Annotated in this window: 3 protein-coding genes; all 3 read right to left on the bottom strand. The window is 33.5% G+C overall.

Annotation, left to right across the window (positions count from 1 at the left end; genetic code table 4):
• A partial coding sequence (locus tag C4B25_RS04275; protein ID WP_131613870.1) for a coiled-coil domain-containing protein occupies positions 1-873 on the bottom strand: 873 nt, incomplete at its 3' end.
• Between the two features lie 26 nt (positions 874-899).
• Positions 900-3,449: a coiled-coil domain-containing protein gene (locus C4B25_RS04775; RefSeq protein ID WP_168380704.1), complete on the bottom strand. Its 2,550-nt coding sequence runs from the start codon at positions 3,447-3,449 to the stop codon at positions 900-902.
• A gap of 285 nt (positions 3,450-3,734) precedes the next feature.
• On the bottom strand, positions 3,735-5,019 hold a 1,285-nt coding region (locus C4B25_RS04770; protein WP_168380703.1), incomplete at its 5' end, for a hypothetical protein.

Genomic DNA, 5,019 nt, shown 5'->3' with positions numbered 1-5,019 from the left:
AGAAGTTGCTTTTATTAACTCAGTTTCTTTTTTATTCTTTTCAGTTGTTTTAGAAGCAATTAAATCATCATTAGTTTTTTTATTCTTTTCAGCAGTTGTTACATCACTATCTCTTTGTGCAACTTCTATTGTTTTTGTATCAACATCTTTTTGAGCTTTTTTAATAGCGTCACCATTATTTGTTAATGCTAATTGAGCTTGGTTTGTTGTTGATGATGCATTAGTTTTTTTAGTATTTAATTCTTTTATTGTTTTTTCAGCTGCAGCAATAGCTGCTTTGTTTTTGTTAAATGCTGTTTGACTAGAGTTTGAACTACTTGTTAAATCTTCAAATGTTTTCTTAGTACTTTGTTGTTTGGTTGTTAAGTCCGCAATTAATTTCTTGTTATCATCAAAATCTTTTTGTGCTTTTTGTTCTGCAGATTTTGCTTTTGTAAGACTTGTATCCAATGTTGTTTTCTCATCCTCTAAGGACTTGATTAAAGTTGCCTTTGCTCTCATAGCTTTTTTGATTCGTCTCGCTTTTTTACCATTTTCCATGTAATCTTTTCTCGTATCATCAGATATCTTACTTAATTTGGTAAATTCTTTATCAGCAACAGCTAATTCATCATTTGCTATTTTTAATTCAGAATTAAGTTTTTGTTTTTCTTGATTTAATGTTTTCACTTCATCTTTTAATTTAGCAAGATTTTTTGCGGCATTCGGGTCTTTAATATCTAATAAGAATGAACTTCAATGAACTTTACCTTTTGCCTCTTCTTTAGCAATTCTGTTGAATTCTTGAATAATTTTCGCATCTTTCTTTCTTCACTCTTCATTTTCAGCTCTTAATTTCTCCTTTAATTCTCTTTCTCATGAACCAGAATCCATTATTCTTGTCTCATTCTTTTTTATTGCTAAAATTGCTTAGCATCAGTCATAACATCTCCAGCTGTTTTTGTAGCAATTGCTTTAATTTCATTCTTTTTTTGTACAAGATTTTTAACAACGTCTGCTAATTTATCCTTGATAACTTTAACTGCTTTTTGTTTTGCATTTTTTGCATTAATTGCATCATTTTTATCATCGGTTGCCTGCCTATGTTTCGCTAGCGCTTCATTTTTCGCTTTAGTTGCTTGTGCTTCATCTAGTTTTAACTTTGCTTGTTCATCTTTAGCTACTTTTAACTCATTAGTTTTATCGTTAACTTTTGTTTCAATATCTTTCGCATCATTAGATGCTTTAGTTAGTTTCGTATTTAAAGCGGCTGTTTTTGCTTTTTCATCATTTAAATCTTTTAAAGCTTTATTCGCAGCTGTTTCAGCGTCTTTTGCTGCTTTTGATGCATCTAACATCGCTTTTTCAAGTGCGGATGTTTTTGATTTAGCTGTTGCTAAGTCTTTTTGTGTTTTACTTAAAGAATTTATTATATTTTGTTCTTTTGTTTGAGCATCTTTTAAATCATTATTTAATTTAGCTGTTTTCGCTAACTCGTTAGATAAAACATCTCTTAATTTCTTTAATTCTTCATCCGCTGTTTTTTTAGCAGATTTAGCTTGACTTATAGAATTTGTTAATGAACTTGTTTTTTTAGTTAATGCATCAATATCATTTTTAAGTGATTCAATTTCTTTTTTAATTGAACCCACTTTTTTATTAGCATCTGTTGCGGCTTTTGTAAGTGCGGCTGTTTTTGCTGTTGCTGATGCTAGTTTTGTTTCAGCGTCTTTTGCTGCATTTGCTGCATCTGTTGCTGCTGTTGCTGCATCTGTTGCAGCTTTTGTAAGTGCAGGTGTTTTTGCTGTTGCTGATGCTAGTTTTGTTTCAGCGTCTTTTGCTGCATTTGCGGCGTTAGCTGCTGCTGTTGCTGCGTTTGCTGCTGTTTTTGTAAGTGCAGCTGTTTTTGCTTCGGCTGCTGTTAATTCTGCTTCAGCATCTTTTGCTGCATTTGCTGCATCTGTTGCTGCTTTTGCTGCATCTGTTGCTGTTTTTGTAAGTGCAGGTGTTTTTGATTTGGCTGCTGTTAATTCTGCTTCAGCATCTTTTGCTGCGTTTGCTGCATTAGTTGCTGCTGTTGCTGCATCTGTTGCTGTTTTTGTAAGTGCAGGTGTTTTTGCTTTGGCTGCTGTTAATTCTGCTTCAGCATCTTTTGCTGCATTTGCTGCACTAGTTGCTGCTGTTGCTGCATCTGTTGCTGTTTTTGTAAGTGCGGCTGTTTTTGCTTTGGCTGCTGTTAATTCTGCTTCAGCATCTTTTGCGGCAGTTGCGGCGTTAGCTGCTGCTGTTGCTGCATCTGTTGCTGTTTTTGTAAGTGCAGCTGTTTTTGTTTTGGCTGCTGTTAATTCTGCTTCGGCATCTTTTGCTGCGTTTGCTGCATTAGTTGCTGCTGTTGCTGCATCTGTTGCTGTTTTTGTAAGTGCGGCTGTTTTTGCTTCGGCTGCTGTTAATTCTGCTTCAGCATCTTTTGCTGCGTTTGCTGCATTTGTTGCTGCTGTTGCTGCATCTGTTGCCGTTTTTGTAAGTGCGGCTGTTTTTGCTTTGGCTGATGCTAGTTTTGTTTTAGCATCTTTTGCTGCGTTTGCTGCATTAGTTGCTGCTGTTGCTGCATCTGTTGCAGTTTTTGTAAGTGCAGCTGTTTTTGTTTTGGCTGATGCTAGTTTTGTTTTAGCGTCTTTTGCTGCATTTGCTGCATTTGTTGCTGCTGTTGCTGCATCTGTTGCTGTTTTTGTAAGTGCGGCTGTTTTCGCTGTTGCTGATGCTAGTTTTGTTTTAGCGTCTTTTGCTGCATTTGCTGCATTTGTTGCTGTTGTTGCTGCATCTGTTGCAGTTTTTGTAAGTGCGGCTGTTTTCGCTGTTGCTGATGCTAGTTTTGTTTTAGCATCTTTTGCGGCAGTTGCGGCGTTAGCTGCTGTTGTTGTTGCATCTGTTGCTGTTTTTTTAAGTGCAGCTGTTTTTTCTTTGGCTGCTGTTAATTCTGCTTCAGCATCTTTTGCTGCGTTTGCTGCTATTTCTTTTTCTTCGTTCGACGTTTTTCATTGTTTTTGATCTTTTTCAAACTCATTCCTTTGACTAATAGTTGCTTTTACTTTTCAGTTCTTAGAATCCTTGAAAAATTCCTTTATAACTTTTTTAACATCTTCTATGCCAACAGATTTTTTACCATTTAAAAGGTGAACTAAATCAATTTTTTCAACAGTTTTATACTCACCTTTAGTCATAACTAGTAAATCTTTAATATTTGCATTAATTTGATTTTGTAATTTATTTAACGCTGTTTTATCTAAAGCATCCACTTCAGGTTTCACAACTTTAGCAAAATTTTCTTGTATAGATTTGGCATTACTCACTAAGATTGAATTATCTTCTTCTTTAACTGTTCTTAGCGCAATGGTAGTACCTATACCAATTGTTGCCGCTGATAATAATGCGATCGTACCTAATGCGCTCGCTTTCAATTTATTGTTCATTTTTTCTCCTAACATGTGTTTTTTTAATGTGCTGCTTTTAAAAAAACTTCCCTTTTATTAAATATATTTTCATTCAACAAATACCTACTATTCGCCAAAATAGTATTTAATTAAAACTAATCTTTTTTCAAAGTTTAATTTGTTGTAGTATTTGTAAAATACACTAAATTATATCTCAATTCATTGAAAAAAATAGTTTTTTTTGCTTTATCTCTTTAAATAAAAAATATTAAACTAAAAATAATCCTTTTAAAAAAATAAACCAGCTTAGCCAGTTCATTCTTTTTATTTTTTACCTTTTCCAAATAGAAGAGCTCCTAAAGCGGCAACAATACCACCCGCCATACTTGCTAATGCTATTAAAATTGGTTTTGTAGATTTCTTCTTCTGCGTTGAATTAACAACGTTATTTTTACCCTTAATTTGCTTTTTATGTTTCTTGTTGCGAGTTGAAGGTTTAAGTTTTTTACCAATATTTTTAAGTAGTTTTCTTTTTCCTTTAACAACACCTTTTACTTCAATTTTCGGTTGATCAGCACCTGGTGTGTTTGTTGCGATAACTACATTAATTATTCCGTCTGCTTTTTCTGAAATATCAATACCAGTAATCTTCGTTTTACCAATATATTTCGGGATATCAATCCCCACTTCCTTCTTAATTAGTTTGATCTTGTTATCAAGATTTCCTTCATTCATTGTTTTAGCAATTTCTGCCGTGGTTCTATTTTTTTGGTTGATAAGTTTGGCATCTTTTAATAATTCTTTAAGTTTACTTATTGCATCATTTTGAGAAATCACAATATTTGACACACCTTTTGATACACCTTTCACTGGACTTCCGTTTGTTGGATTTTTAGCATTTGGAGTGTTTGTTGACACTGAAATGATAACCTCTCCATTAGCTTTACCAGTTACTTTAATTTTTGTGATATCTGTTCCTTTTGTTTTTGGAATGATAATACCGTGTTTTTTAAGTTCTTCAATTTTCTTTGCAATAGAATCCTTTTTATTTATTTCTTTTGCAATATCAGATACTTTTTGTTTACCTTGGTTTGTGATCGTATGACCATCGATTGCTTTTTTAATAGCGTCGAGGTTTCTCTTTTGTAATTTATCAGCCTTATTTACATCAATTGCAATTTCTTTATCACCCGTTATTTCAGTGGCGATTGTTTTAATGAATATTTTTGCACCTAGTGTTTCAGTAGTGATTTCAACACCAATAACACCATCGGTTTTTTCTGTTATTTTAATACCCGTTATTTTTGTTCCATTAACTGTTGTTGGAACTTTAATACCTGTTTCTGATTCAATAGCTTTGATCTTATCAGCTAGTGAACCTTTATTCATTGAATTTGCCACTTCCGCAGTTGTTCTATTACCTTGGTGGATTAATTTTGCATTCTTAAATAAGTCTTCAATCGCTTTAGTATTATCAGGTTTAGCTAATGTTGCATCCGATTTACCATTCGCAGTTCCTGAAGTAGATTTATTTGCTTGTGAGGCGTGCGGAGTGTTTGTTGTCACTTCAACCTTCAATGTTCCATCAGGTTTTGCAGTTACTTTAACA

It is taken from the genome of Mycoplasma todarodis (assembly GCF_004335995.1).
Lineage (GTDB): Bacteria > Bacillota_I > Bacilli_A > Mycoplasmatales > Metamycoplasmataceae > Mycoplasma_K > Mycoplasma_K todarodis.
The sequence above is the reverse complement of the archived record's forward strand: the minus strand, read 5'-3'. Positions and strand labels throughout refer to the sequence as shown.